Annotated in this window: 16 protein-coding genes; 7 read left to right on the forward strand and 9 right to left on the reverse strand. The window is 47.8% G+C overall.

The genetic code is table 11. The features are described 5' to 3' along the window. Position 1: 1 nt before the first annotated feature. The 3 genes from KTO58_RS09000 to KTO58_RS09010 form a co-directional block, all read right to left on the reverse strand. Positions 2–1,948, reverse strand: coding sequence for a T9SS type A sorting domain-containing protein (locus KTO58_RS09000; RefSeq protein ID WP_095839692.1), 1,947 nt, complete (start codon positions 1,946–1,948; stop codon positions 2–4). 21 nt (positions 1,949–1,969) lie between these two features. Further along, positions 1,970–2,824 carry a porin family protein gene (locus tag KTO58_RS09005; protein WP_095839691.1) on the reverse strand — a complete coding sequence of 285 codons (855 nt, stop codon included), beginning with the start codon at positions 2,822–2,824 and terminating at the stop codon, positions 1,970–1,972. Between the two features lie 441 nt (positions 2,825–3,265). Continuing rightward, on the reverse strand, positions 3,266–5,233 hold the full coding sequence (locus KTO58_RS09010; RefSeq protein WP_095839690.1) for an ABC-F family ATP-binding cassette domain-containing protein: 1,968 nt from the start codon (positions 5,231–5,233) through the stop codon (positions 3,266–3,268). A gap of 135 nt (positions 5,234–5,368) precedes the next feature. Between KTO58_RS09010 and KTO58_RS09015 the strand changes: the two genes are divergently transcribed. Beyond that, entirely contained in the window at positions 5,369–5,947 is a 579-nt protein-coding gene (locus KTO58_RS09015; RefSeq protein WP_157753065.1) for a DUF3347 domain-containing protein, read from the forward strand. 396 nt (positions 5,948–6,343) lie between these two features. Further along, positions 6,344–8,356: a GH92 family glycosyl hydrolase gene (locus KTO58_RS09020; protein WP_255614435.1), complete on the forward strand. Its 2,013-nt coding sequence runs from the start codon at positions 6,344–6,346 to the stop codon at positions 8,354–8,356. 51 nt (positions 8,357–8,407) lie between these two features. On the opposite strand, the gene KTO58_RS09025 is transcribed toward KTO58_RS09020, so the two are convergent. Continuing rightward, positions 8,408–9,088, reverse strand: coding sequence for a hypothetical protein (locus KTO58_RS09025; protein ID WP_095839687.1), 681 nt, complete (start codon positions 9,086–9,088; stop codon positions 8,408–8,410). A gap of 524 nt (positions 9,089–9,612) precedes the next feature. On the opposite strand from KTO58_RS09025, the gene KTO58_RS09030 reads away from it, so the two are divergent. From KTO58_RS09030 to infC, 4 genes are all read left to right on the forward strand, one after another. Continuing rightward, on the forward strand, positions 9,613–11,937 hold the full coding sequence (locus tag KTO58_RS09030) for a TonB-dependent receptor (RefSeq protein ID WP_225860151.1): 2,325 nt from the start codon (positions 9,613–9,615) through the stop codon (positions 11,935–11,937). Positions 11,938–12,042: 105 nt separating this feature from the next. Next, positions 12,043–12,951, forward strand: a complete 909-nt coding sequence (locus tag KTO58_RS09035) for a DUF6929 family protein (protein ID WP_157753064.1) — start codon at positions 12,043–12,045, stop codon at positions 12,949–12,951. A gap of 156 nt (positions 12,952–13,107) precedes the next feature. Continuing rightward, a complete protein-coding gene (gene thrS, locus KTO58_RS09040) occupies positions 13,108–15,048 on the forward strand; it encodes a threonine--tRNA ligase (RefSeq protein WP_095839684.1) in 1,941 nt (646 codons plus the stop codon). Positions 15,049–15,248: 200 nt separating this feature from the next. Continuing rightward, positions 15,249–15,950 (forward strand): translation initiation factor IF-3, encoded by a 702-nt coding sequence (gene infC, locus KTO58_RS09045; RefSeq protein ID WP_095839683.1) that lies wholly within the window; start codon positions 15,249–15,251, stop codon positions 15,948–15,950. Positions 15,951–16,056: 106 nt separating this feature from the next. On the opposite strand, the gene KTO58_RS09050 is transcribed toward infC, so the two are convergent. Genes KTO58_RS09050 through KTO58_RS09065 form a run of 4 tightly spaced genes read right to left on the reverse strand, consistent with a single transcriptional unit; the run spans position 16,057 to position 20,658 of the window. Next, positions 16,057–16,572: a HEAT-like fold family protein gene (locus KTO58_RS09050; RefSeq protein WP_095839682.1), complete on the reverse strand. Its 516-nt coding sequence runs from the start codon at positions 16,570–16,572 to the stop codon at positions 16,057–16,059. Between the two features lie 26 nt (positions 16,573–16,598). Continuing rightward, positions 16,599–17,939, reverse strand: coding sequence for a glycosyltransferase (locus tag KTO58_RS09055; protein WP_095839681.1), 1,341 nt, complete (start codon positions 17,937–17,939; stop codon positions 16,599–16,601). A 15-nt stretch (positions 17,940–17,954) separates the two neighbouring features. Further along, positions 17,955–19,292 carry a glycosyltransferase gene (locus tag KTO58_RS09060; RefSeq protein WP_095839680.1) on the reverse strand — a complete coding sequence of 446 codons (1,338 nt, stop codon included), beginning with the start codon at positions 19,290–19,292 and terminating at the stop codon, positions 17,955–17,957. Between the two features lie 52 nt (positions 19,293–19,344). After that, positions 19,345–20,658: a glycosyltransferase gene (locus tag KTO58_RS09065; protein ID WP_095839679.1), complete on the reverse strand. Its 1,314-nt coding sequence runs from the start codon at positions 20,656–20,658 to the stop codon at positions 19,345–19,347. A gap of 155 nt (positions 20,659–20,813) precedes the next feature. Between KTO58_RS09065 and KTO58_RS09070 the strand changes: the two genes are divergently transcribed. Next, positions 20,814–21,818, forward strand: coding sequence for a cation diffusion facilitator family transporter (locus tag KTO58_RS09070; RefSeq protein WP_095839678.1), 1,005 nt, complete (start codon positions 20,814–20,816; stop codon positions 21,816–21,818). A 15-nt stretch (positions 21,819–21,833) separates the two neighbouring features. Here KTO58_RS09070 and KTO58_RS09075 read toward each other — a convergent pair whose 3' ends face one another. Then, positions 21,834–23,042 carry a serine hydrolase domain-containing protein gene (locus KTO58_RS09075; RefSeq protein WP_095839677.1) on the reverse strand — a complete coding sequence of 403 codons (1,209 nt, stop codon included), beginning with the start codon at positions 23,040–23,042 and terminating at the stop codon, positions 21,834–21,836. Positions 23,043–23,202: the final 160 nt, after the last annotated feature.

Below are 23,202 nucleotides of genomic sequence, written 5' to 3' on the forward strand. Positions count from 1 at the left end.
ACTATCGTTGAATAATGATCTGCTGCGTGGAAATAGATAAACCCGATCTGAAGGTCAGGTAAAACAATCCGCTGCCGTCAATGTGATCAGCAAAAGAATAATTGGCATATCCATCCAGCCGCCTTTCCTTCACCAGGTGACCATCCCCCGAAAATATCTGCATCACCACGTTGGCCGGCTTATCAAGGGATAGCCGGGCATTAAAGTCGCCATCGTATGAAGGGTTCGGATATACCAGGATCCGCTCAAATATATTTTTGGGCGGCGTACGTATAGTCACGGTTTTATAGTGAAAACAACCGTCCTTGCCACATTTAAGCGTATATAGGCCTGCGTGGGTAAGCTGTACGTCCGGGCGCTGTGCATAAAAACCATTAGGTCCCTTCCATTCATATTGCAGGCCGGCAGGCATGCCTTCCGCTGCGTTAACAGACTGACGCTGTCCGGGCAGCAAATAGTAACTTGATTGTACCGCACCGGGCACCGGACTATCCTGGTTGCTGACCGCAAAGACATCCGTATACCGGTGTCGCAACGCATCCGTAGCTTCCAGTTGGTATTGTCCGGCACTGATCCCTGCAATAGTCAAATCCTCACTGGCATATACATCCCGCTCCGCGATGACACCCCCACCGTCTCTTTTTAAACGTATCCGGCAGGGAAATGTCCCGCCCGATATTTTTATGCGGATACTTCCGGATGATCCGCTTTGGCATTCGGGCGACTTGATATGGCTCGATACCAGCAGCGCTCCGGCAGCAATAAATGCGAAATAGACTTTGCCCTCCTTATTTTTGACCCAGGGAATACTTTTAAAGTGAACCACCTGTTGCGGACTGATCCCTGACATCCTGTAATACCTGGTAGCAGCAAGGGTAAAATCCCCGGTGCCACTCTCATCTACCACCATCCAATATACCGGCTTCGCCGGCAATGGCGCATCAATTGCCTTGGCATCCAATGTGATATCCGTATGGAAGGTATCCGTGGTACCGTATTGCACCATCAACCATTGTTTCTCGAGCAACGTCGGTATGCCCGCAACAGGAGCCGCTGGCACCAGCAGCTTATCATTATCACCCCATACCAGGGAATAGCCATTAAAAAGAGAATCGGTTGCCCTGATGGTGAGCAGCCCCGGTGTATTACTACTGCCGGATTGCCGTAGATGCAAACCACTCGAATCATCACGGATAATACCCGCCACATTATGATGATAGGAAGGGTAGGAGAGCCCCTCCCATATCTTTTCCTCCTGGCTGTTGAGATAGATACCATCCGGCTCTCCCAGCGTAATACCGTACTTAAGACAGAGATAAGAGTTGACACGTAATAATTCGCGATCCGCTAATGCCCGGTTATAAATGACCAACTCCGGGATCATACCCGTAAAAGACTGGACCGGGATAGCAGGTTGGGAAGGGCGTGGCCCTATCTCCAGGTATTGCCTTACCGGTGGTATGCTGTCAATGTTTTTATGTTGTATATAGGCGCTTACCTTGGCCTGCTGAGGTACCACATCGCGGTAGTTAAGATACCGGAGATCCTCCAGGTCCGCCATCCGGCTGGTCGTAAGTACCAGCCCCGTCCGCTCATCTTTGGCAGTATGCCAGATCACCTGCTCTGCCGAAGGATGAGCAGACTGATACACCGTAAAATAGCAGGCTTCATGCAGGCGATGTGTATCCAACGGCAGCCGTATCTTACTCTTTTCGGCAAAAAATAGGGCAGGATGCCCATTCAGATTCCCGGCTTTTACAGATACATCCTGCAATACGGGCATACTGTCACTGGCCATCCCCACCGCCTTGAACACCGCCGGCATAAGCGCCGTATCCGCAATATACCACCGGAACGGTGCCTTGATCCCTCCGGGAGAAATAGATTGTGCATGGAGTGTAACGGTTACCTGCAAGAGTAACCCTAATAATATAGGAATAACTTTCATCGATGAGGGGTTAATAAAAGACTAATCGTCCTTTTTGGTTTTAAAGTAGATGAAGGTCCTTATCTGCCAGGAGTTACTATTATTATAATTGTCGATGAAATTATAAGAATTGGCATGGGTAGCCACAACATCATTGGTGCTGAATACATAGCGCACATCTACGGCTAAACGTATCACATTTAATATTGCAGGGAATTCATATCCTATGTTAGCCACCACACCAATATTCAACTTGCCCTTTATCACATTCCGCAATTGCTCCTGTTGTTCCTCATCCGCGCCAAACAGCGTCCGGTCATATCCCGGACCGTCCGCTTTATAAAAGATATTCTCCGAACCAAGGACGCCATCTACTTGCAAACCTCCCCCAAATTTTAAACCACAGAGCGTTTGCCCGTAGGAAAAAGGATATATCTGCCCCAGCAGTGCCCCGCCAAAATAATTATACCGGAAGTCCATCGTATAGTTAAATTGCTTATCATAGTTTTGGAAGAACAACCGGCTACCTTGCTGCGAAAAGCCTAACTCCAGCTGACCACCAAATACAGGATGCTCGTCGTCACGGTAATTAACAAACATACCCAGTCCCCAGGTAGGCCGCTCCAATTCATCCATATCATAGTGAATGAAAAATGGCTCAGGCATGATAGTCGTCTTTAGATCATTGATCTTTGACTTCCCCCAGAAACCCTGGATACCGAAAATAACGGGTGACCTGTATTTGTCATCGTCATTTGCTCTCCTAAATCCGGCCATATTACTGCCCGTATTAATAGATGCTGCACCTTCCGCATCTTGAGCCACCGCCGGCCCGCTACTTGTAATAATGAATACAGCCACTACCAACAGCTGCTTTACCGTGATATATATTCGCATAAGTATAGATTTCAAAGAGGGCTAAAAACTAATTTCGATTGGAATGTCCTGCATATGCATACGTGGATAATGACAATGGAACACGGTACACGGATAATAACGGCGTGATACACGAAAACTGGATCGTAATGGCAATACGCCCTACGGACCCTTGATATTTACCTATAGAATGTGATACTTGACTCTCGAAAGCATCGAATAAATGATGACAGATATTTGCCTACTATCATGTATAGAGAAACGGTTACTCAGGTAAGGGAAATATGAATTCGCAATTTGGTTGTGCTCCTCTAGAATTAAAAACTAAATTAATGAATGTTTTGGTATATACGTCGGAGTTACCTGTTAACAGTTTGTTATCAAGATAATAACCCTCTAATGACAAAGCGCCGTCTCTTTATAGAGACGGCGCTTTGCCGAAATATATTATGAATGATCTGACTAGTTGCTCATCTCAGCTTCCAGTTTCATGATTTTATCAAATACCTGCTCATATTGCTGATTGGTACGCTCAAGGAATTTTTTCACTTCCTGGTACTCATCCTCGGTTTGCTTAAAACGTTGTTTGTCGCCGTAAATAGCCGGATCTCCCATCTGTGCTTCTAACCCTGCCTTACGTGCATTCAGGCTGGCCAGCTGTCCCTCTATCTGCTGAAACTGCTTCTGCTGTTTCTGCAACTCACGCTGTACTTCTTTATTGATGGCGCCTTTAGGTGTAGCAGCAGGTGTAGAGGCGGCTGACTTGGCCGCAGGTTGATTTTCCCTTTTGGCTTCCGCTGCCTGCGCCGCGGCTGCAGCTTGTTGGTTGGCCAACTGCCTCTTCTTCCATTCTTCCCACTCTCCGTACGTACCCTTGAATTCCTTGATCTCACCGTCTACAATCTCCCAGATCTTATTAGCCGTCTGACTCACAAAATAACGGTCATGCGATACCAGGACCAGAGAGCCCTCATATTTACTCAACGCATCGATCAGCATCTGTACGGAATTCATATCCAGGTGGTTCGTCGGCTCATCCAACAGCAGGAAGTTAGCCTGGCTGATGATAGTTTTAGCTAAAGCCACCCGCGCTTTCTCACCTCCCGACAGGATACGGATCTTTTTGAACACATCATCACCGGTGAAAAGGAAACATCCCAGCAAAGAACGTAATTCCATCTCAGAGCGGCCACTGCCACAGCTTTTCAACTCCTCCAGTATCTCATTGTCCAGCTGCAGGCTCTCCAGCTGATGCTGGGCATAAAAGCTGGTTACCACGTTATGCCCCGGGATACGCTCTCCGCTCATAGGTTCCGTACCCGCAATGATACGCAGCAGGGTAGATTTACCTTTACCGTTGGCACCGATCAGGGCCACCTTGTCACCCCGGTTGATCTCCGCACCCGTATGTTTTAAAATGACATTGTCGCCAAAGTTTTTGGAAACATCCTGTAAAGTACAAAGTATCTTACCAGGCATCTTGTCCACACTGAAGTTGATCCGGATCTTGGAAGGACCACTGTCGGCCTGCTCCACGCGCTCCAGCCTGTCCAGACGCTTCATCGCACTCTGGGCCTGGGCCGCCTTACTGGCCTTCGCCTTAAATCGTTCTATAAACCGCTCCTGCTGACGGATATACTCCTGCTGGTTCTCATAAGCCCGCTGCTGCATCTCCCGGCGAAGATCCTTCTCCCGCTCATAGTCCTCATAGTTACCGGCATAATGATGCAACTGCAGTTGGTATAACTCCACGATCTTGTTCACCATCTTATCCAGGAAGAACCGGTCGTGCGATACGATAATCACCGCTCCGTTATAGTTCTGCAAATACTTCTCCAGCCATTCAATAGAGGGTAGATCCAGGTGGTTCGTCGGTTCATCCAGCATCAATACATCAGGTTGCTGTAATATCAATCTCGCCAGCAGCACCCGCATACGCCATCCTCCGGAAAACTCACTGTAGGGACGCTCCAGGTCTTTCGTACTGAAACCCAACCCCTCCAGCACGGTGGCCGTCCGATGCCGGATATTATAACCGTCCAGGGCCTCAAAAGCATGCAGCTTGTCACTGAATTCATGCAGCAATTCCTCCGTCTGGCTATGCTCCAGCTCATGCGTGATACGCTCAATATCCTTCTCCAGCTTAAGAGCCTCCCCAAATGCCATCATCCCCACATCCAGGATGTTAGCGTCCGTCTCAAAACTTAAAAGATCCTGGTTAAAGAACCCGATAGAAAGGTTTTTGATTTTATTGATACTCCCCTTAGAGATAGAATATTCACCGTTGATGATCCGCAGCAAGGTAGACTTACCGGTCCCGTTCAGGCCAATAAGCCCCACACGGTCACCAGGCACAATATGCCAGGAAGAATCCTCGATAATAGTCCTTGCACCAAACTCAAACGTTATATCCTGCAACGCTAACAGCATAAAACAACTTTATGTGAAATTGATTAAAGGGGGCAAAGTTAGCATTTATTTAGCCGATAATCAACGGACAACAGCTTTTACCCCAGGGTCACACTAATGCATATTCCGCTATATTTGCCCAAAATAGAGAACGATATGACTAAAATAGCCAGCAGATGCCTGCTCGCCCTGTGGCTGATGGCCGCCATAGCCTGCCAGCAACAGCCAGCCCCGGCAGACAACTCTGCCGCCGATACTACCATACTGAAAGCGCCCTATGCCGACGTGTTTTACGATAGCCTCCAACTCGTCATAGCAGATTATTATACCCTCAGCAGCGCCCTGGTGAAAGCAGATACCAATGCCGCCAATGCCGCCGCCCTCACCCTCCGGCAACACCTCGATAGCCTCCCCCTCGGCCTCCTCCAGGTAGACTCCAGCCGCCTGTCCGTCATCCGGGAAAATACCGGCAGCATCAGCGCCGAAGTAGCAGGACTCCTCCTCGAAAAAACACTGGACAACAAACGCGCCTCCTTCGAAATGATCTCCGACCTCCTCTTTGACCTGGTCAAAACAACCGGGATCAAAGGAAAAACCATCTACCGCCAATATTGTCCCATGGCATTCAATAACAAAGGGGCCTACTGGCTCAGCGATACCACCGAAGTACTCAACCCGTACTTCGGCGATAAAATGCTCCACTGCGGAGAAGTAACAGATACCTTACACTACTGATAATCAGCAATACGATCCTAACAAAGAGGACGCCTCACCGCCGAGACGTCCTCTTTATTTTAAGGATAAAAAGATAGCAGCCTTTTACTACGACACAACGCTGACGCAGACACCGCAAAAGACAGGGTACAAAACATCTTCATTAACGCACATCGCACTCCACCCCATTATCCTGTTACGCCCTCCTCATAATTGCATATAATTTACAAACTTCATTTACTATATTTAAACGTTTTAGCAACTAAATATTCCGCGTTATGAAATCGTTCATACAATTATCGGGAGCCTTATTGCTGGCCACTGTCAGCGTTAATATCAGTGTAGGACAGCAAAAAAACGCAATACACCCGGTATGTTAACACCTTTATTGGCACCTTAGCCGTAACAGACCCTAAAATCATCGGGTATGAACCTCCCAAAGACTGGCGCCCCTGGTCGGGTTTGACCTTCCCGGGTAGCGCACTTCCCAATGCGATGGTACAGCTGAGCCCGATCACGAAATACGGATCAGGCGCTGGTTATGAGTATGAAGATGATACCATATTAGGATTCACGCATACCAACAAAGGCCATTGGAATCTCTGTAATATCCCATTAATGCCGTTGTCAAATGCCAGCAAACCATTTAAATCCAGGTTCCGTCATCAAAACGAACAGGCCGCACCAGGCTACTACCAGGTCTACCTGGACGACTACAAAGTAAACGTTCAACTGACCTCAACATTGAGAGCCGGTTATCATAAATATGAATATACCAACAGTAAAGACCGCCAGATACTCTTCGACCTGGCTAAATCCAATAACCGGATCAGGGAATGGAAAATAGAACAGGTAAATGATCATACTATTCAGGGATATCAACAACCCGGAGAACGCGTATACTTTTATGCAGAACTGAATACACCCATCGCAAAACTTGACAAAGTAGAGGAGGGGCAGCAGACGGGTTACGCAATCGTACAACTGGCAGATGGCAATAATCCGGTAGAATTAAAGATCGGTATCTCCTATGTAAGCATCGCCAATGCCAAACAAAACCTCGAAAAGGAAATTAACAGCAAGCGCTTTGAAACCGTTCGCAACGAGGCTACGCAGATATGGGAAAAAACCTTGTCGGCCATCCAACTGAAAGGAGGCACGGAAAAACAGCAAACGATGCTTTACTCCAGCCTGTACCGTTCCCTGCTCTGGCCCGCACTCCGCAGCGACGTAAATAAAGAATATACAGATGCCAAAGGCCAGGTGGTAAAGGCCGACTTTAACTATTATACAGAACCCTCTCTTTGGGATACTTACCGGAACAAGGATGTTCTATTAGGACTGATTTCCCCCGACGTGGCATTGGATGTAATTAAATCTATGAAAGACGTAGGAGAGAAGACGGGCTTTATTCCTACCTTCTTCCATGGCGACCATGGGGCTTCCTCCATTGCCGGCGCTTATCTGAGAGGTATTGACAACTTCGACATAGCTGCCACCTATAAATTATTGCTGAGAAATGCCAATATGGAGCCGGGTGCCCGCGCACACATCAGGGAATATATCGAAAAGGGATATATCGCTGACCCGGATGTTCCTAACCCACACGTAGAAACGAAGGCAGCTGCCGGCGTGTCCAAAACCCTGGAATACGCATACGACGACTATTCCCTGGCCCAAATAGCCAAAAAGCTTGGAGATACTGCTAACTACCGTATACTGATGGCCCGCTCCCAAAATTACCGGAACATGTTCGACCCGGGTACCCGTTTTATGCGTGGCCGCCTGGCAGATGGCAGCTGGATTACTTCTTTTAATCCACAATATCCATACTACGAATATATGTACCGGGAAGCCAATGCATGGCAGATATCTTTCTTCGCACCGCATGATATGCCAGGACTAATATCCCTCTACGGAGGCCCCGCCGCCTTCGAATCCAAGCTCGACTCCCTTTTCACCATCCCATGGAATCCGCAATACATTGCCCGCAATGTAGAAAGTTTTATTGGTCAGTATTGCCATGGTAACCAGCCGGATCATGAAGCGCCTTTCTCTTACTATTTTATCAATAAACCAGAGAAATCCCAGCAAATAATTGATACCATCCTCAATACCTTCTATGGCATCGGCAACCCGGACATTGCACTCTGCGGAATGGATGATGCAGGGGAGATGTCAGCCTGGTACGTACTAAGTGCCGTGGGGCTGTACACCTTTTCGGCCACCGATCCGGAATACCTGGTTTCAGTACCATTGTTCGATGAAGTGAAATGGCGAACAAACACAGGTAAGCTACTCACGATCACACATAAAGGAACGTCCAGGATGCTGAAGGATATTAAAGTGAACGGGAAATCAATCCGGGGGTACTTTGTATCACACGATCTTTTTAAGAAGGGTGGACATATTGAAGTAGTTACGAAATAAAAAATCCCTGGAATTACTCCAGGGATTTTTTATAGAATATACCTCCATGAATTAGAGATTGAGCCTTAATCCCAAAGATAGGTTCACATGAGAAAGGTTCTCCTTCCGATCGTCTTTTAGTGCTATCGTTGTCCTGCCGGACGCATTCTCCTGCGTTACGCTGCTGAGCTTTCCCGTGATCAGGGAAGCCTGCGCACCGGCAGAAAGCTTACGGGTAATACGGATGTCATAGCCCAGATCCCATCCAAAACCTACCGTTCCTCCCGTAAGGGTCATATGGTCACGGTATACAAAGCCTTTGTCCTTGTAACCGAGGTAACCAATAGATATGTTGGCATGGAAGGAATTGGTCTTTTTAAAGTTGAACACCCGGGTAGCAAAAGTAGCTGCGATAAAGTTGATGGAAATATTATCAGCTACATTTGTACGCATCGTACCTCCACCATAGTTGATGGTCGTTACAGCACTATGGTTACGCTGAAAGCGACTGTATTTGGCGCCCACTCCCAACGCTTCATTGAAATAATATAAAGCGTCCGCACTGATATTAAACCCGGATTTCAATTTCTTCAGATAGTTTTTGGTCTCCGCAGGAAAACTCTCCGGTATCTTACCTAACCGATAACTGTAACCACCATTCAGGGTAAAACGAAAGTGAGGCGGCTCGGCAGATTGCGCATAAATGCCGTGTGCAATAGCACTAACCAATAGTGTAAATAATAATCTTTTCATAGATGTAGGATTGTTGATAATAGTTTGGCTGACTGACACGCATACAGAAATGATAAAGGCATGTATCAAACGTGGGGATGTATACTGCTCGCAATGCTATATGGTATAGGTCAAATTTTTCCAGGTGCTATAATAGCAATATTACAGCATATTTCCCCGGCTTCCGGTGATCTTTATTTTTACATCTCTGTGGCTCAATATTTCATCACATTACCCCTGCAACCCTAATTGTCATGTCTGCATCCCCGCTGCATACTAATTAAAGAAAAGGTCATATTGGGTAAGAGGCAGAATAACAGAAAAAGTGCTATCTTTCCGCTAAGGAATGCAATAGTCCTTCAGTAAGTAGCAAATTTACTATCCTTATCAGCTGTCCTTTTTTGCCCGTGTGAGTAAGAAGACCATATCATTTATTATAACCTGTTTGCCCTATTGCCGCTAACAGTTGCAAATCGTTTATGACCCGGTTACTATCTGCTAATTTCGGCACAATGCCGTCATGTGTGATCCTGTTTTGTCTGTTAATGTCCTCCATAACCGCATCCGCCCAGCAAAGGGTGACGATCAGTGGATATGCACGGGACAGCACCAATGGAGAATCCCTCCCCGGCGCTACCATCTTTATTAAAGGATCCGACAAAGGCGTTCAAACCAACGCCTACGGCTTTTTCTCGCTGACCCTTCCCAAGGGTAGCTATATATTGGTTTGCAGTTTCCTCGGCTTCCGGGAACAACAACAACACATCGAGCTTAAAAAAGACCTCCATCTTAATGTCCGGCTCGCGCCCGCCTCCATCCAGACAAGGGAATTTGTCGTCACCGAAAAACGAAAGGACGAACAGGTACAAAGTACCGACATGGGCCGTATTAAGATGAGTACCAGCGAGGTGAAAAAGCTACCGGCACTGGTGGGAGAGGTGGACGTACTGAGAGCCTTACAGCTCATGCCAGGTGTACAAGCTGCCGGCGAAGGCAACGCCGGGTTTTACGTCAGAGGAGGTGGGCCGGATCAAAACCTGATCCTGCTCGACGAAGCACCAGTCTATAATACCGGCCACCTGTTCGGTTTCTTCTCCGTATTTAACGCAGATGTCATCAGCAGCACCACGTTGATAAAAGGAGGGATGCCTGCTAATTACGGTGGACGCCTGTCTTCCGTCGTCGAGGTGACCATGAAAGATGGTAATAACCAGGAATTTCAAACCGAAGGGGGCATCGGATTGATCGCTTCCCGCTTGTCCATACAAGGTCCCATCAAAAAGAACAGATCCTCCTTTATCGTCTCCGGCAGACGTACCTACGTCGACTTGCTCGTAAAACCCTTCGCCGGCAAAAGCAGCTCCTTCAATGGCTCCGGATATTATTTCTACGATCTCAACCTGAAAGCCAACTACACCTTTTCCGATAAAGATCGCTTATACCTCAGCGGATACTTCGGGCAGGATAAATTCACCTTCCGTAGCAATACCCGTGGCTTCGGCATACAGATACCCTGGGGAAATACCACCGCCACCCTGCGGTGGAACCACGTATTCAGCAGAAGATTGTTTGCCAATCTCTCCCTGATATATAACGATTACAAGTTCGCTTTCAATGGGCGTCAGAATACCTTCGATATCCGCATGGCATCCGGCATCAGGGATTATAATGTCAAACTGGACCTGGACTACTACCTCGATCCACGACACCACATCCGGCTCGGAGGTAACTATATCTATCATCGCTTTACACCTTCATCGCTGACCGCCAGCCAGAAAAAGACCTTGTTGAATCCCGAAAATGCTGCCGTCAAATATGCACACGAAGCTGCCGCCTATATCATGGACGACTGGGAAATATCTCCGTCGTTTAAAATGAATATAGGACTTCGCTACAGCGGTTTCCTGCAGGTCGGCCCCTATACCCGCTACAGCAGAGACGCCGGTGGGAAAAAGACCGACAGCACCGTATATGGCAATGGAGAACGTGTTAGGGCATATGGAGGACTGGAGCCCAGGATGGCATTACGATACACCTGGAATGGCAAAAATGCACTCAAGTTGGGTGTCTCCCGCGCTCACCAGTTCATCCACCTCGTCAGCAACGCCGGTACCACACTACCTACCGACCTCTGGGTACCCAGTTCGCTGGGCGTCAAACCACAGATTGCCTGGCAGTACGCCCTGGGATACTTCCGCAACCTGCACAACAATACCTATGAAGCTTCCGTGGAATTGTATTACAAAGACATGAAGAACCAGATCGAATACCGGAAAGGATATACCCCCTCCCTGAAAGACCCCGAAGAAGATTTCGTGTTCGGCAAAGGCTGGGCCTATGGCGCCGAATTCCTGTTCAATAAAACCAAAGGAAAACTTACCGGTTGGATAGGATATACCCTGGCCTGGTCCTGGCGCCAGTTCCCCGATCTCAATGAAGGCCGTCAGTTCCCCGCGAAATATGACCGCCGGCATGATTTGTCAGTTGTCGCAAACTACGCGCTCAGCAAAAGATGGAGCCTCTCCGGAGTCTTCATATTTGGCTCAGGAAATACGACTTCGCTTCCCGAAAAATTTTACTTCATCGAGGGCAACCTCGTACAGGAATATGGCGATATCAATGGCTACCGGATGGGCCCCTATCACCGGCTGGACCTTTCCGCTACCTACACCCCGCAACCCCGCAAACCCAACCGGCGCTTACGTAGTAACTGGGTCTTCTCCGTCTATAATGTCTATAATCATCTGAACCCTTATTTCCTCTATTTCGATCAGAAAGGTGGTGTCCTGCAAGGCAGCTTGCAGATAAAACCCAAACAGGTATCCCTCTTTCCCATCATCCCCTCCGTCACCTGGAACTTTAAATTCTGATGGGAAACAACTGACATGCGTTTGCCGCCGCCGGGTGTTAAATTTATCCTTTCACCGGATACGGGTGGCGCATACTCCTGGCAGATAGCTTATATTTATAGACATATGATCGACAATATCCACTTAAAACTGATAGAAGACAGGCATTTTAAAGAAATTCCCGCCGCTTCCGGTATAGAGTATCTGCATCATAGGTTCTATATAACTGGAGACGAAGCCACTATGGTGTATTGCCTCGATGAGCAATGGCGCCCTGCCGGTAATATCCGCCTGCGGGATAATGATGGCGAACGCCTGCCCAAAGCAGAAAAACAGGACTGGGAGGCCATCACCGTACTGGAAGACGACGACAGTAACCCTATATTACTCCTGCTGGGTTCCGGCTCCCTGTCCCCGCAACGGGACTTTGCCGCCGTCATCCACTGGTCAGACGGAAGTCCCATAGTAGAACAGTTTGCCTTAACCTCCTTCTATGCCCAACTGGTAGCCCGGGGCATCCGGGAATTGAACATCGAAGCCGCAGCAACCTTACCAGATGGTTTGTTGCTGGCCAACAGAGGCCATACCGGATCCCGTGAGAATCACCTGATCCTTTGTGCGCCCCCGCATATATGGCAACCATCCCCCGAAGGAAATAACAGCACCTTACTCATCACAGCCCTGCATCTGCCATATGGAAAAGAATTCGCCGGAATATCCGGCATGTGTTACTGGCCGGAAAAAGACTGGCTCTTCTTCACCACCTCGACAGAAACGACCGCCAGTACCTACGACGACGGCGAAATAGGAGAGAGCATGCTGGGAATCATCTATCAGGCAAAAGAGGCAATCAGGGCCGCTGTCGTACAGGCAGATTATCTGTTGCCCCTGACCTCCGTTTCCCCCATATTTCATCAGCAAAAGATCGAATCTGTATGCCTTGTACCAGGTACAGACCAATGCCAGCTGGTGCTGGTAGCCGATAATGACGATGGTACCAGCCACTTTTTTAGGTTATCACTTGTTTACCCATAGCCCATACCAGCTACAGCATATACTTCTTGCATGCATATTCAATTGTATTGCAATTAACAGTGCGCTGTAAACTGAAAACTAATTATTAACTTCGCAAACATTTTATTTTGGATATAAAGCCGCCGGTAAGGAGCCGGTTGCCAATCGTTAAAATTTATGATCAATATTACATTTCCGGATGGCGCAGTTCGACAGTATGAATCAGGAGTAACTGCATTAGATGTCGCCAAGTCCATCAGCGAAGGACTGGCGAGAAAAGTATTGTCTGCAAAAGTGAACGGACAGGTGGTAGATGCCACCCGCCCCATCACGCAAGACAGCACCTTACAGTTACTGACGTGGGTAGATACGGATGGTAAAGCGACGATGTGGCACTCCTCCGCACACTTGCTGGCTGAAGCATTGGAAGCATTGTATCCGGGAGTGAAATTCGGTATAGGACCCGCTATCGAAAATGGTTTCTATTACGATATCGACCTTGGCGGCCGCACTATTTCCGATGACGACCTGCGTCAGCTCGAAACCAAAATGGTCGAACTGGCCAAACAGAATAACGAGTATCTGCGTAAAGAAGTCAGCAAAGCGGATGCCCTGCAATTTTTTACAGAAAAAGGCGACGAGTATAAACTGGAACTGATCAACGACCTCCAGGATGGTACCATCACTTTTTACACACAGGGTGGCTTTACCGACCTTTGCCGGGGACCCCACATCCCGGGCACTGGCTTTATCAAAGCCATCAAACTCACCAATATCGCAGGCGCCTATTGGAGAGGTAATGAGAAAAACAAGATGCTGACCCGCATCTATGGCATTACCTTCCCTAGCCAGAAAGAACTGGACGAATACCTGACATTGCTGGAAGAAGCCAAAAAACGCGATCACCGCAAGCTGGGTAAAGAACTGGAACTGTTCACCTTCTCCGAGAAAGTAGGATTAGGATTGCCATTATGGCTGCCCAAAGGAGCCATGCTGCGCGAACGCCTACAGTCCTTTATGCAACGCGCTCAGTTAGAAAGCGGATACCTGCCGGTGGTAACACCACATATAGGTAACAAAAACCTGTATATCACCTCCGGCCACTACGAAAAATATGGGAAAGATAGCTTCCAGGCCATCCATACACCGGAAGAAGGAGAGGAATTCATGCTCAAACCCATGAACTGCCCACACCACTGTGAAATATATAAAGCATCCCCCAAGTCTTACAAAGACCTGCCGGTACGTTTCGCAGAGTTTGGTACCGTGTACCGCTACGAACAACATGGTGAACTGCATGGCTTGACCCGCGTACGCGGATTTACCCAGGATGATGCCCACCTCTTCTGCCGCCCCGATCAGGTGAAAGAAGAGTTCATGAAAGTGATAGACCTGGTGCTGTACGTGTTCTCCAGCCTCGATTTTAAAGACTATGTAGCACAGATCTCCCTGCGTGACCAGGAAGACCGCAGCAAATACATCGGTAGCGACGAAAATTGGAACCTCGCAGAACAGGCCATTATCGAATCTGCCACCGAAAAAGGCCTGAAAACAGTCGTGGAATATGGAGAGGCAGCTTTCTATGGTCCAAAACTGGACTTTATGGTAAAAGATGCACTGGGTCGCAAATGGCAGCTCGGTACCATTCAGGTGGACTATAACCTGCCCGAACGTTTCGAACTGGAATACATCGGCGCCGACAACCAGAAGCACCGCCCCGTAATGATCCACCGCGCACCGTTCGGCTCCCTCGAGCGCTTCATCGCCGTACTGATCGAACACTGTGCCGGTAAGTTCCCCCTCTGGCTCACACCTACCCAGGTCAAGATCCTGCCCATCAGCGATAAAAGCCAGGCTTACGCAGAAAAAGTGGCCGAATTGTTAAAAAAAGCGGAAATTCGCGCTGAGATTGACGAAAGAAGCGAAAAGATCGGTAAAAAGATACGGGAAGCAGAACTGGCCAAAGTACCTTATATGCTCGTCCTGGGCGAAAAAGAAGCGGCTGACAATAAAGTAGCCGTACGCAGACAAGCAAAAGGGGACCTCGGCGCCATGGAAATAGACCAGTTCATCAGCCTGGTGCAGGATGAAGTGATTAATCGTAAACCGTTTGAATAACGTGCTGAAGGTAAACCACTAACAGATCGTGTGATGGGAATAACTGGTGGAAAATGAACACATAAAAAGTTTGACAGTTGACAAGACTGTGTTACTTTTACAAGTGTCTGTTTTTTAATTTTCTATTTCGTATTTTCACATTGGTCTCGTCCGTATCCGGACCTTAAACAAATAATATTTAGTAATTCTTATTTTTATTAATGCAACCAAGACCCAAACCAAATTTTAACAACCGGGGACGCAACCCGAACTTTAGAAGAGAACAACAACAGGAGCACCGCACCAACAGAATGATCCGTGTTCCTGAAGTAAGACTGGTAGGAGAGAATATTGAAGTTGGTGTCTACAGAACTGAAGAAGCCCTGCGTATGGCGGAAGAACAAGGACTCGACCTGGTGGAGATCTCCCCTAATGCAGCCCCTCCCGTTTGTCGCATCATCGACTATAATAAATTCCTTTACGAAAAGAAGAAGAAGGAAAAAGAAATGAAGGCGAAGGCGCACAAAAGCGAAGTGAAAGAAATTCGCTTTACGCCCAACACCGATGATCATGACTTCGACTTCAAAGCCAAACATGCGGAAAAATTCCTTAAAGATGGCAACAAAGTAAAGACCTACGTACAGTTCAAAGGGCGTGCAATCATGTTCAAAGAACGTGGTGAGCTGATCCTCCTTAAATTCGCAGAAAGACTCGCAGAAGTAGGTGCCCTCGAAGGAATGCCGACCATGGAAGGTAAACGGATGATCGCCATCTTTGCACCCAAAGCCGCCAAAAAGAAAGAAGGCAGTGGTAGTAAAGAACCTCGCGAAGCCAAAGAACCGAGAGAACCTCGCGAACCTAAGCCAGCCACTCCTGCAGAGCCCAAACCTGCAGCACCCGCTGAACCTAAGTCAGAAGAATAGACCTGTCTTCCTTCGGAAGTATACTTACTACAAATAGAAAAAGCCCGGAATACCATGTTCCGGGCTTTTTTATGCTGATATCTGACCGATATCTGGATGTTTGTTATCAGTCCAATTCCTTCAATACCTTACGCGCACGGCTACGGAAAGCCGGCGAAGCACCTTGCTGTAAAGTATCCTCAATGATCAGCCGGATAGACCGCGATATGTCCGGATAAGCCTTCGCCAGCCGGGCTAATACCGTCATCGCAAAACAACGCACCGCGATCGTCTCCTGCACATCCTCCAGCAACATAAAACAGGTATCCATCACCGGATCATGTAACGCCTCCGGAATAGGTAAATATTGCAATACCCGCGTCACATTACGTTTGACAGCCACCGGCACCCCGTCCTCCTGCATCCGTTGCACCATCTTGGGTAAATGCGGTGCCAACATATCCGGATGCTCCTGGGCGATCATACTGATAATCCAGGCCGCCCGCTGCACCACCCGGTATTCATCTTCCATAAATAAGGCCAGCAATACGGCCAGACGATTACTGTCCCGACCTACCCACTTCGTAATGAGCAAACACTGGGCACGGGAATGTTCCTGCAATATGGCTTGTCTTAAATCCATCGTCCTGCAAAAATACAAGGATAGTGTTAAATGCTGGCCAGTACTTCGTTCATATTATCCTTGTAAATAGTAGGGCCTATATGTGAAGGACGGTAAAGCGGTTGCTTTTTTTCCGCTAGCTTCAATACCAACTGCGCTCCTGCCAACGGCGCATCACATTTTTCATAATCTGCAGCAATCTCCCGGGCATGACGACGATAAGAAGGATCAATCAACATTTTCGTGATCGCATGCCGGATCTTCTTCACCGATAATTGCTTCGGGTCCAGCCGGAAACCAGCCTTCGCTTCCACTACACGCTGAGCATTGTCAAAATGATCCGTAGCCTGCGGCATCACCAGCAACGGGATACCTAACAATAGCGCCTCTGTTGTCGTATTACTTCCACCGGCACATACCACCGCAGACACTTTTTTCATCAGCTTCGATTGCGGCACGAAATTCCGGATCAACACGTTGTCAGGTATGTCCTGCCATTGAGATACGTCCATATGTTTGGTCACACTCATTACCACCTGCCAGGACGCCCCTTTACTGGCAGCGATCACCTGGTCGAAAACTTTCTTCTTGGTGAAAAATGTTCCCATCGTAACATATACCAGCGGCCGCCCATCCAGCCAATCCCAGGGAAACTCCGTATCAGCACCATATTGGTCCTTACTGATAGATGGCCCCAGATAATATACTTGTGACGGCAGGTCAGATCGTTTGAAATCCAGCGCCGGCGTACTGTAATTGATATACAGATAACCTGGCTCCTGGCCTACATGCCCCTGCGGCTTCAGGGAGAACCGGGCGCGTATGGAGTTGATGTAACGCAGCAATTTGTTGGCAAACCAACCTGATAATAATAACTTAATGGCGCCGTGCAGGTCCGGACGCTTCCTGTAAGAAGGAAAGCCATAACCTACCGGTAACAGGTCTTTACTGGGTAACATCAAAGACATCGCACAGCAACTGAATACAAAGGGGATACCCCGGACCTCTGCCGCCAGCCGACCGGGCAGAAAGAAAATGTCAAACACGCATACATCCGGCTGCCATTCGTCGATCAAGCGTACAAAGTCATTGACATTAGGCTCCAGTTGCGCCGCCGGGATATGCAGCAGCTTCTCATTAGCCTTTTTTAACTCCTTACGAAGGTCCGACATAGTATGAGAACTTACCATTTGATTCAGCTTGACAAACAGATCGCAAAACTCATAGTTTTCAACAAAAGGGATTCCGGCTTTGTCAAATGCTCCCCTCATTTCAGAGTGACAAGCATACGTCACCGTATGCCCCAGTTCGATTAGCTTCTGGGCAACAGCAATGGTAGGGTTAATGTGGCCCCAAAAGGGTACACATCCGAACAGGATACGGGCCATAAGATTTGTTTTTATTTATATCATTTGAAGTACACGGTTAATATCAGCGCGGTAAACAGTGGGTTCAACATTATCAGGTCGTAACAAAGGGGCTTTACGGTAAGCTACTTTTTCTATCAGACAGGCGGCGGCCAGCGGCGCATCACATTGCAGGTAATCCCGGGCGATCACACCGGCTTGCTGCCGGTAACCAGGTTCGTCTAATAACCGGGTAATGGCTTTACGGATGTTAACGACACTTACCTGTGCCGGATCAATACGAATGCCTGCTCCTGCTTCCACTACCCGTTGCGCAGCATCAAAGTGATCCCTGGCTTGCGGCAATACCAGCAACGGTAAACCTTTTAGCAACGATTCAGTAGTGGTATTCACACCACCGGCACAGGCTACCAGGTCTACCTTCTCCAATAACGCAGACTGAGGTACGAAATTCCGTAGTAATACATTTTCAGGCAACTCCTGCCAGAGATCCAAAGAGAGGTTTTTAGACACACTGATCACGATTTGCCAGGGCGCATCCTTACTGGCAGCTATCACTTTGTCAAATACCTTTTTCTTGTTGAAAAAAGTACCCATAGTAAAATATACCAGCGGCCGGCCATCCAGCCATTCCCAGGGAAACGGAGTGTCAGCTCCCATCTGTTCCTTGCTGAAAGAAGGACCCAGGTAGTAGACCTGTGCAGGCAGGTCACTTCGTTTGAAGTCGAATAAGGTAGTCGTGTAGATCATATACATGCAGCCTACATAAGACATAGGCTGCGCCGGTGGCAGGCCAAACACAGTACGCACACGGTTGAGCTTACGGTTGATCGGTTTGGCAAACATACCGGCAATGATCAGCTTCAGCGTATCTCCGAATCCCGGTCTTTTCTGGTAAGAGGGAAAGCCATAGCCGTTAGGTAGCAGATCCTTACTGGGCAACTGACTGCAGGGGAAGGCACAACTGCTGACGTAGGTCGTCTGTGACGCCTCCGCAGCCATCAATCCGGGCAGAAAAGCCGCATCAAAAACACACACATCCGGCTGCCATTCCGCTATGAGCGTCATAAATCGCCGGGTATCCTCCTCCAGACCGGCAACCGGTAACTCAGACAAAGAAACATTCCACTTCTTTAATTCTTTCCGGACAGTCAGCAAACTGGCAGTCGCGACGATCTTGTTCAGATGCACAAATACCTCGCAAAATGCATAGTCTGCTATGAACGGAATCCCTGCTTTATCCAATGCCGGCTGCATCTCAGGGTGACAGGCGTAGGCAACAGTATGACCTCTTGCTATCAATTGCTGCGCAACGGCTATGGTAGGATTTAGATGCCCCCAGAAAGGGACACAACCAAAAAGTATACGTGACATTATATGGCTTTTAAGATTAACATTCACAGGAATGTGGCCATATACAGGGTCGCTAGTTAAGTAGTGCTAAAACCTGGTCCAGATCCTTACTGTAGAGCGTAGGTGACACCTGTACAGGCCGCAATAAAGGCCGCTTCAATTGGGCTAGTTTCTCCAGTAAACCGGCTGCCGCCAGCGGAGCATTACATTTTTTGAAATCAAGAGATAGCGCCAAGGCTTGCTCCCGAAAACCTGGTTCATTTAATAATCGCTCAATAGCCCTGCGCGCCTTGGCGACTGTAAGTGCAGGGGGATCAATTCTTAAAGCTACACCCGCCTCTACGGCACGTTGGGCCGCATCAAAATGATCACTGACCTGTGGTAACATAAGAAGAGGAAGACCCAATAACAGGGATTCATTCGTCGTATTACCATTCGCCGCACAAATAACAAGGGAAGCTTTACGGAGTAGTGTAGATTGTGGTACAAAGTTCCTGATGAGCACATTTTCCGGCACTTCCTCGAACAGAGCAGTGTCTATCTGCCGGGTCACCGCCAGTACGATCTGCCAGGGCGCATTACGGCTGGCCGCGATGATCTTTTTGAACACGGCAGGCTTACTATGTATCGTGCCCATGGTACAATATATCAGCGGACGCCCGTCCAGCCATTCCCAGGGGAAGTCAACATCCGCACCGGCCAGCTCCTTACTTACCGAAGGACCAAGATAATACACCTGCCTGGGCAGGTCTGACCGCTCAAAATCAAATGCCGCCGTCGTGTAGGTAAAATGAAGATCCCCTACATCTCCAAAGGGCCGGTAAGTAGGGGCAAGCCCTGCCTTAACACGCACGTCATTGATCGGCCCCGTCACCACCCGGGTAAACAAGCCGGCAAGTAACAGGATTAATCCGCTTAAGAAACCAGGCCGCTTCTGATAAGAAGCAAATCCAAAGCCATTGGGAAGTAAATCTTTACTGGGAAGTTGTATGAATGGGTAAGGACAACTGATGGCCAAAGGAATGTTACAGGCTTCCGCCGCAATGATGCCAGGCATAAAAATGACATCCATTACACATACATCCGGCTGCCATTCCCGTATAAGACTGATGAAATTGGTTGTGTCCTGTTCCAGCTCACTTTTCCATTTCTTACCTTCTTTACGTGCAGCACGTTTGTCATGTGTTAACTTACTGGTGACAGCAAACAGATTACCGAAAGCATATTTGTCTATAGCAGGTATACCTGCCTTATCCAAACCTTCCTTCATGTCGGGATGGCACGCGTACGCGACCGTGTGTCCCATTTTGATAAGTTGCTGAGCGACGGCGATGGTGGGGTTCATGTGCCCCCAATAGGGAACACAACCAAACAAAATGCGTGACATAGGGGTTAATACCTGGTTATGGCACCACGATATTAGCTAGAAGTACTGTAACACAATTGCAGGCGTATATTGATAACAATCAAGCAATAATATACATTTCTGCATTTACACATTTTACAGCAACTTTGCCTTTTGCAACCACTCAAACCTGCACCTTGCTACAAAAAGAGCTACGCGTAATATTTATATCACTGATCGTAAGTTTGCTGCTTACAGGGGTAAAGTTTGCCGCCTATTTTTTAACCCACTCCGTAGCTATCCTGTCAGACGCCCTCGAATCGATCATTAACGTGGTCGCTGGCGCCTTTGCCTGCTACAGTATCTACCTGGCTAGTAAGCCCAAAGATGAAAACCATCCCTATGGTCACGGGAAAGTCGAATTCTTCTCCATCGGCTTTGAAGGGGCCATGATCTTTATCGCAGGTTGCCTGATACTTTTTAAAGCCATCCAGTTTTTTATTACACCTCAGCCGCTGCACGAAATGGGGCAGGGGCTCATACTTATCGCAATCACCACCTTGGCCAACCTGTTGCTGGGACTTTTTCTGGTACGCTCCGGCAAGAAGTTACGTTCCATCACCATCTCTGGTAATGGCCAGCATATCATGACCGATGTCTATAGCAGCGCCGGACTTATAGCCGCGTTGCTGATAATCCGCTATACCGGATGGGTCTGGATGGATCCCGCAATCTCTTTGCTGATGGGACTGCTTATCCTGCGGAAAGGATATCAGCTGCTCCGTCGTTCCATCTCCGGCCTGATGGATGAAACAGATATGCAGATGGTAGAACAGGTGATCGACATTTTGTCAAAGAATCGCCGGAAAAGCTGGATAGATGTACATAACATGCGGGTACAACAATATGGCAACAATTATCACATAGATTGCCATGTCACATTACCTTATTATATGGAACTGGTCGATGCCCATGACGAATTAAAGGCCATAGAACACCTGGTCAACCAGGAGATCACCTCCGGCGAAACGGAACTCTTTATACACGCTGACCCTTGCATTCCTTCCTGCTGCCATTACTGCCAGCTGTTTGAATGTCCCGTACGTCAACATACATTTACCGGTAAAATCGATTGGACGAAAGAAAATGTATTACCCAACAGGAAACATGGGGTAGAAGAAAAATCCTCCGCTACGACATGACACAGGATCGGATTATTATTCCTCCCCGGCTTCTTCTCCTGCACCGTGCCCCATAATCTCATGGATAGGCTTTACCGCCTGGTAAATGCCCCTGTTGTACTTGTTACCTAATATAATCAATGTGGAAGAGTCCTGTATAAAGCGGTAGAATACGGTATTGTTGCCACGCCACCAGCCATTGTGATATACGATCTTAGTGCTGTCAGGATATATCATCAGTCTCCATCCCAATCCATAATTACGGATACCAGGCTTTTCATTGCTGTAAGGGGTATACGCCTCTTTTAAAGTTTCCGGCTTCAACAACTTACCTGAATACAGCGCCTGATCCCATTTCAGCATATCCTGCACCGTACTGTAAATGCCTTTATCTCCCTCTACACCGTCTAGGTTCGTATCCGGCTCCGCCTGTCCGTTGTACTTGTGACTAACCGTCTGATGGGGGCGGGGAGCACGGGTAGGATCATAGACGAACGTATTACCCATACCCAATGGAGCAAAAAAGGTCTGCTCCATAAAAGTAGCATAAGGCTGACCACTGACCTTTTCAATGATAGCAGCCAGCAGCATATAATTGGTATTACAATATTGGAAATGCGTGCCCGGCTGATGCGCCAGCGGTGGCTTATGAGCAGTCATCAACCGGATGATCTCCTCATTAGTTAAAAACTGTTTTTTATCCTTGACCAGGCTATCGCAGAAATACAGGTAATTAGGTAACCCGCTCCGGTGGTTCAATAACATACGTATAGTGATACCCATATAAGGGAAATCCGGGAAATACTGTTGTATCGTATCGTCCAGCTTCAATTTCTGCTGCTCCATCAGCCATAACGTAGCCATACCGGTAAAGGTCTTCGACACAGAAGCCAGCTGAAAAGAAGAACTATCAGTAAGCGGCTGCTTGGTTTTGAAGTTTTCCACCCCTTTATATTCTTCAAAAATAACAACCCCCTTGCGGGCAACCAGTATCGCACCATTAAAACCGGAACGAAGTAGCCTGGTATTATAAAAGGTAGCCAGATCCTGTTGCATCCGCTTCGTACGTGGATCATTCAGGATAGCAGCTTTTTCTTGGTCGGTGAGCCCTATAGTATATACGCTATCTGTTTTTTTCTTATTGGCGGCCTTTTTTCTGGCGGCATTACTCTGACAACCGGTGAGTACGGAGAAGGAGATAGCTGATATAGCAAATATACCAGTGATGAATTTCAATCGCTTCATTAACTATTACTGTCTACTGAGTTAGTTGCTGATTTCCAAAAATTACAAGGTGCTAAATTTATTGTACCACTGACGGTTTAACAAATAAATAAGCAATATTTAAGCGTTTTTAAGGCTTTTTTAAGTCATATAACTAAAAAAACTTCAAAAGAAGTCGCAA

This window comes from Chitinophaga pendula (assembly GCF_020386615.1).
In the GTDB taxonomy this organism is placed as follows: Bacteria; Bacteroidota; Bacteroidia; order Chitinophagales; family Chitinophagaceae; genus Chitinophaga; species Chitinophaga pendula.

What these genes read in the sequence shown, in the direction of transcription:
- KTO58_RS09010 (WP_095839690.1), bottom strand. Translation starts at nt 5,233, where the DNA reads ATGCTGTTAGCGTTGCAGGATATAACGTTTGAGTTTGGTGCAAGGACT.
- infC (WP_095839683.1), top strand. Translation starts at nt 15,249, where the DNA reads ATGCAACCAAGACCCAAACCAAATTTTAACAACCGGGGACGCAACCCG.
- KTO58_RS09000 (WP_095839692.1), bottom strand. Translation starts at nt 1,948, where the DNA reads ATGAAAGTTATTCCTATATTATTAGGGTTACTCTTGCAGGTAACCGTT.
- KTO58_RS09015 (WP_157753065.1), top strand. Translation starts at nt 5,369, where the DNA reads ATGACTAAAATAGCCAGCAGATGCCTGCTCGCCCTGTGGCTGATGGCC.
- KTO58_RS09025 (WP_095839687.1), bottom strand. Translation starts at nt 9,088, where the DNA reads ATGAAAAGATTATTATTTACACTATTGGTTAGTGCTATTGCACACGGC.
- thrS (WP_095839684.1), top strand. Translation starts at nt 13,108, where the DNA reads ATGATCAATATTACATTTCCGGATGGCGCAGTTCGACAGTATGAATCA.
- KTO58_RS09065 (WP_095839679.1), bottom strand. Translation starts at nt 20,658, where the DNA reads ATGTCACGCATTTTGTTTGGTTGTGTTCCCTATTGGGGGCACATGAAC.
- KTO58_RS09050 (WP_095839682.1), bottom strand. Translation starts at nt 16,572, where the DNA reads ATGGATTTAAGACAAGCCATATTGCAGGAACATTCCCGTGCCCAGTGT.
- KTO58_RS09035 (WP_157753064.1), top strand. Translation starts at nt 12,043, where the DNA reads ATGATCGACAATATCCACTTAAAACTGATAGAAGACAGGCATTTTAAA.
- KTO58_RS09005 (WP_095839691.1), bottom strand. Translation starts at nt 2,824, where the DNA reads ATGCGAATATATATCACGGTAAAGCAGCTGTTGGTAGTGGCTGTATTC.
- KTO58_RS09060 (WP_095839680.1), bottom strand. Translation starts at nt 19,292, where the DNA reads ATGTCACGTATACTTTTTGGTTGTGTCCCTTTCTGGGGGCATCTAAAT.
- KTO58_RS09055 (WP_095839681.1), bottom strand. Translation starts at nt 17,939, where the DNA reads ATGGCCCGTATCCTGTTCGGATGTGTACCCTTTTGGGGCCACATTAAC.
- KTO58_RS09075 (WP_095839677.1), bottom strand. Translation starts at nt 23,042, where the DNA reads ATGAAGCGATTGAAATTCATCACTGGTATATTTGCTATATCAGCTATC.
- KTO58_RS09030 (WP_225860151.1), top strand. Translation starts at nt 9,613, where the DNA reads ATGTCCTCCATAACCGCATCCGCCCAGCAAAGGGTGACGATCAGTGGA.